The sequence below is a fragment of the Leekyejoonella antrihumi genome (assembly GCF_007845645.1).
Taxonomy (GTDB): domain Bacteria; phylum Actinomycetota; class Actinomycetes; order Actinomycetales; family Dermatophilaceae; genus Leekyejoonella; species Leekyejoonella antrihumi.
Genome location: NZ_VCQV01000084.1, coordinates 1 through 5,268, shown reverse-complemented (window position 1 = coordinate 5,268; position 5,268 = coordinate 1). Strand labels below are relative to the sequence as shown.

The 5,268-nt window shown below is 55.8% G+C and carries 3 rRNA genes; all 3 read left to right on the top strand.

The features are described from left to right. Window positions 1-3: 3 nt before the first annotated feature. Window positions 4-1,530, top strand: a 16S ribosomal RNA gene (locus FGL98_RS24500). Between the two features lie 337 nt (window positions 1,531-1,867). Continuing rightward, window positions 1,868-4,993: ribosomal RNA gene (locus FGL98_RS24495) — 23S ribosomal RNA — on the top strand. 146 nt (window positions 4,994-5,139) lie between these two features. After that, window positions 5,140-5,257, top strand: a 5S ribosomal RNA gene (rrf, locus tag FGL98_RS24490). The 16S, 23S and 5S rRNA genes sit together here, the layout of an rRNA operon. The last annotated feature ends 11 nt before the right edge of the window (window positions 5,258-5,268 follow it).

Below are 5,268 nucleotides of genomic sequence, written 5' to 3'. Positions count from 1 at the left end.
TTTTTTTTGGAGAGTTTGATCCTGGCTCAGGACGAACGCTGGCGGCGTGCTTAACACATGCAAGTCGAACGATGATCTCAAAGCTTGCTTTGGGGGATTAGTGGCGAACGGGTGAGTAACACGTGAGTAACCTGCCCTTCACTCTGGGATAAGCCTTGGAAACGGGGTCTAATACCGGATATGACTGACTGTTTCATGGTGGTTGGTTGAAAGATTTATTGGTGGAGGATGGGCTCGCGGCCTATCAGCTTGTTGGTGGGGTAATGGCCTACCAAGGCGGTGACGGGTAGCCGGCCTGAGAGGGCGACCGGCCACACTGGGACTGAGACACGGCCCAGACTCCTACGGGAGGCAGCAGTGGGGAATATTGCACAATGGGCGCAAGCCTGATGCAGCGACGCCGCGTGAGGGATGACGGCCTTCGGGTTGTAAACCTCTTTCGCTCATGACGAAGCCTTTGGGTGACGGTAGTGGGAGAAGAAGCACCGGCTAACTACGTGCCAGCAGCCGCGGTAATACGTAGGGTGCGAGCGTTGTCCGGAATTATTGGGCGTAAAGAGCTTGTAGGCGGTTTGTCGCGTCTGCTGTGAAAGCCCGGGGCTTAACTCCGGGTCTGCAGTGGGTACGGGCAGACTAGAGTGTGGTAGGGGAGACTGGAATTCCTGGTGTAGCGGTGAAATGCGCAGATATCAGGAGGAACACCGATGGCGAAGGCAGGTCTCTGGGCCATTACTGACGCTGAGAAGCGAAAGCATGGGGAGCAAACAGGATTAGATACCCTGGTAGTCCATGCCGTAAACGTTGGGAACTAGGTGTGGGCCTCATTCCACGAGGTCCGTGCCGTAGCTAACGCATTAAGTTCCCCGCCTGGGGAGTACGGCCGCAAGGCTAAAACTCAAAGGAATTGACGGGGGCCCGCACAAGCGGCGGAGCATGCGGATTAATTCGATGCAACGCGAAGAACCTTACCAAGGCTTGACATACACCGGAATTGCGCAGAGATGTGTGAGTCTTCGGACTGGTGTACAGGTGGTGCATGGTTGTCGTCAGCTCGTGTCGTGAGATGTTGGGTTAAGTCCCGCAACGAGCGCAACCCTCGTTCCATGTTGCCAGCACGTAATGGTGGGGACTCATGGGAGACTGCCGGGGTCAACTCGGAGGAAGGTGGGGATGACGTCAAATCATCATGCCCCTTATGTCTTGGGCTTCACGCATGCTACAATGGCTGGTACAGAGGGTTGCGATACCGTGAGGTGGAGCGAATCCCTTAAAACTGGTCTCAGTTCGGATTGGGGTCTGCAACTCGACCCCATGAAGTCGGAGTCGCTAGTAATCGCAGATCAGCAGCGCTGCGGTGAATACGTTCCCGGGCCTTGTACACACCGCCCGTCAAGTCACGAAAGTTGGTAACACCCGAAGCTCACGGCCTAACCGGTTTTCCGGAGGGAGTGGTCGAAGGTGGGATTGGCGATTGGGACTAAGTCGTAACAAGGTAGCCGTACCGGAAGGTGCGGCTGGATCACCTCCTTTCTAAGGAGCTGTTAAGCCCTTTCATCGCCGGATGTGTGGTGGGGGTGTGCTCGAGGGTGGAACATCAATCATGGTGCCTGGTCTGGTTGGGGTGCGTGCGTGAGTACTGCTGGTGTTGCCTGTTGTGGGTGGTGCTGGTGTGGAAAGGGTGGGTGTTCTGGTTGGGGTGGGTGTCGGCACGTTGTTGGGTTTTGAGGGAGCGATCTGCCCTGTTGGTGGGGGTGGGTGGTTGTCTTGTGGTGGTTGGCAGGCCTGCTGGTCGGCTGGGTGTGAGCCTGGTTGGTGGTGGGTGCTGTGTGTTGTTTGAGAATTACACAGTGGACGCGAGCATCTTTGTGGCCAAGTTTTTAAGGGCGCACGGTGGATGCCTTGGCACCAGGAACCGATGAAGGACGTAGGAATCTGCGATAAGCCTCGGGGAGCCGATAACCAGGCTGTGATCCGAGGGTTTCCGAATGGGGAAACCCGGCTGGAGGTATGTCCAGTCACCCGCATCTGAACGCATAGGGTGTGTGGAGGGAACGTGGGGAAGTGAAACATCTCAGTACCCACAGGAAGAGAAAACAATATGTGATTCCGTGAGTAGTGGCGAGCGAAAGCGGATGAGGCTAAACCTCAGTTGTGTGATACCTGTCAGGGGTTGCAGCTGGGGGGTCGTGGGATCGGCCCGTCTCCTACTGACATAGGAGTGTGGAGTAAGAAATCGCGCGTGTAGTCGAAGCGTTTGGAAGGGCGCGGCGTAGAGGGTGAGACTCCCGTAGACGAAACATGTGTGACTCCTAGGGTTGTCTCCCAAGTAGCACGGGGCCCGTGAAATCTCGTGTGAATCTGGCAGGACCACCTGCTAAGCCTAAATATTCCCTGGTGACCGATAGCGGACTAGTACCGTGAGGGAAAGGTGAAAAGTACCCCGGGAGGGGAGTGAAATAGTACCTGAAACCGTGTGCTTACAATCCGTCAGAGCCTCTGTGTGGGGTGATGGCGTGCCTTTTGAAGAATGAGCCTGCGAGTTAGTGCTCAGTGGCGAGGTTAACCCGTGTGGGGTAGCCGTAGCGAAAGCGAGTCCGAATAGGGCGTGTGAGTCGCTGGGTCTAGACCCGAAGCGGAGTGATCTACCCATGGCCAGGTTGAAGCGACGGTAAGACGTCGTGGAGGACCGAACCCACTTAGGTTGAAAACTGAGGGGATGAGCTGTGGGTAGGGGTGAAAGGCCAATCAAACTCCGTGATAGCTGGTTCTCCCCGAAATGCATTTAGGTGCAGCGTCACGTGTTTCTTACCGGAGGTAGAGCTACTGGATGGCTAATGGGCCTCACCAGGTTACTGACGTCAGCCAAACTCCGAATGCCGGTAAGTGAGAGCGTGGCAGTGAGACGGCGGGGGATAAGCTTCGTCGTCGAGAGGGAAACAGCCCAGATCACCAGCTAAGGTCCCTAAGCGTGTGCTAAGTGGAAAAGGATGTGGAGTTGCTGTGACAACCAGGAGGTTGGCTTAGAAGCAGCCACCCTTTAAAGAGTGCGTAATAGCTCACTGGTCAAGTGATTCCGCGCCGACAATGTAGCGGGGCTCAAGCACACCACCGAAGCTGTGGCAGTCATGCGTGTTCCTAATTTGTCCCTGCGGGGGTGGGTTCAGGAGTGTGGCTGGGTAGGGGAGCGTCGTGTAGCGAGTGAAGCGCCGGGGTGACCCAGGTGTGGATGCTACACGAGTGAGAATGCAGGCATGAGTAGCGAATGACGGGTGAGAAACCCGTCCGCCGAATAACCAAGGGTTCCAGGGTCAAGCTAATCTTCCCTGGGTAAGTCGGGACCTAAGGCGAGGCCGACAGGCGTAGTCGATGGATATCCGGTTGATATTCCGGAACCGGCGAAGGACCGCCCATATCGAATCAGGGGATGCTAACCACCTGAACTCGTACCATGTCGCACCTTCGGGTGTGGTGGGTGCGGGGGAGCGTGGGACCCGATCTTGTAGTAGGTAAGCGATGGAGTGACGCAGGAAGGTAGCCTCCGCGTGGCGATGGTTGTCCACGTCTAAGAGTGTAGGCCGGCATCTAGGTAAATCCGGGTGTCGTACAGGCTGAGACTTGATAGTGACCACGTAATGTGGGAAGTAGGGTGATCCTATGCTGCCGAGAAAAACTTCTAGCGAGGTTCGAGCCGCCCGTACCCTAAACCGACTCAGGTGGTTAGGTAGAGAATACTAAGGCGATCGAGTGAATCGTGGTTAAGGAATTCGGCAAAATGCCCCCGTAACTTCGGGAGAAGGGGGGCCCTGATCTTGAAGCCTTTTCTGGCTAGGGTGATGGGTCGCAGAGACCAGGGAGAAGCGACTGTTTACTAAAAACACAGGTCCGTGCGAAGAAGTAATTCGATGTATACGGACTGACGCCTGCCCGGTGCTGGAACGTTAAGGGGACCGGTTAGTCTTTCGGGGCGAAGCTGAGAACTTAAGCGCCAGTAAACGGCGGTGGTAACTATAACCATCCTAAGGTAGCGAAATTCCTTGTCGGGTAAGTTCCGACCTGCACGAATGGCGTAACGACTTCTCCACTGTCTCAACCACGAACTCGGCGAAATTGCATTACGAGTAAAGATGCTCGTTACGCGCAGCAGGACGGAAAGACCCCGGGACCTTTACTACAGCTTGGTATTGGTGTTCGGTACGGCTTGTGTAGGATAGGTGGGAGACTGTGAAGTGCTAGCGCCAGCTAGTGTGGAGTCATCGTTGAAATACCACTCTGGTCGTTCTGGATTCCTAACCTCGGTCCGTGATCCGGATCAGGGACAGTGCCTGGTGGGTAGTTTAACTGGGGCGGTTGCCTCCTAAAGGGTAACGGAGGCGCCCAAAGGTTCCCTCAGCCTGGTTGGCAATCAGGTTTTGAGTGTAAGTGCACAAGGGAGCTTGACTGTGAGACGGACATGTCGAGCAGAGACGAAAGTCGGGACTAGTGACCCGACGGTGGCTTGTGGAAGCGCCGTCGCTCAACGGATAAAAGGTACCCCGGGGATAACAGGCTGATCTTGCCCAAGAGCTCATATCGACGGCATGGTTTGGCACCTCGATGTCGGCTCGTCGCATCCTGGGGCTGGAGTAGGTCCCAAGGGTTGGGCTGTTCGCCCATTAAAGCGGTACGCGAGCTGGGTTTAGAACGTCGTGAGACAGTTCGGTCCCTATCCGCTGTGCGCGTAGGAAACTTGAGAAGACCTGTCCCTAGTACGAGAGGACCGGGATGGACGAACCTCTGGTGTGTCAGTTGTTCTGCCAAGGGCACGGCTGATTAGCTACGTTCGGAAGTGATAACCGCTGAAAGCATCTAAGCGGGAAGCACGCTTCAAGATGAGGTTTCCATCAGGGCTTGCCCTGGAGAGGCTCCCAGCTAGACGACTGGGTTGATAGGCCGGGCGTGGAAGCACCGTAAGGTGTGGAGCTGACCGGTACTAATATGCCGATAACTTGTTACCACTTACCTCGCCCCCCCTTTTGCGGGGGTGGGATGGATTGACTCGCGTCCACTGTGTACTTCTGAGACAACACGCACGCAACCCCTGGTCACGGGTTCGTGGTGTAGGGGTTGTGTCAAACAAAGCGTGTGTGTGTTTCACCGTGTTTCGGTGGTTATAGCGAAGTGGGAAACGCCCGGTCACATTCCGAACCCGGAAGCTAAGCCCTTCAGCGCCGATGGTACTGCACTCGACAGGGTGTGGGAGAGTAGGACACTGCCGGACTAACATTAAAA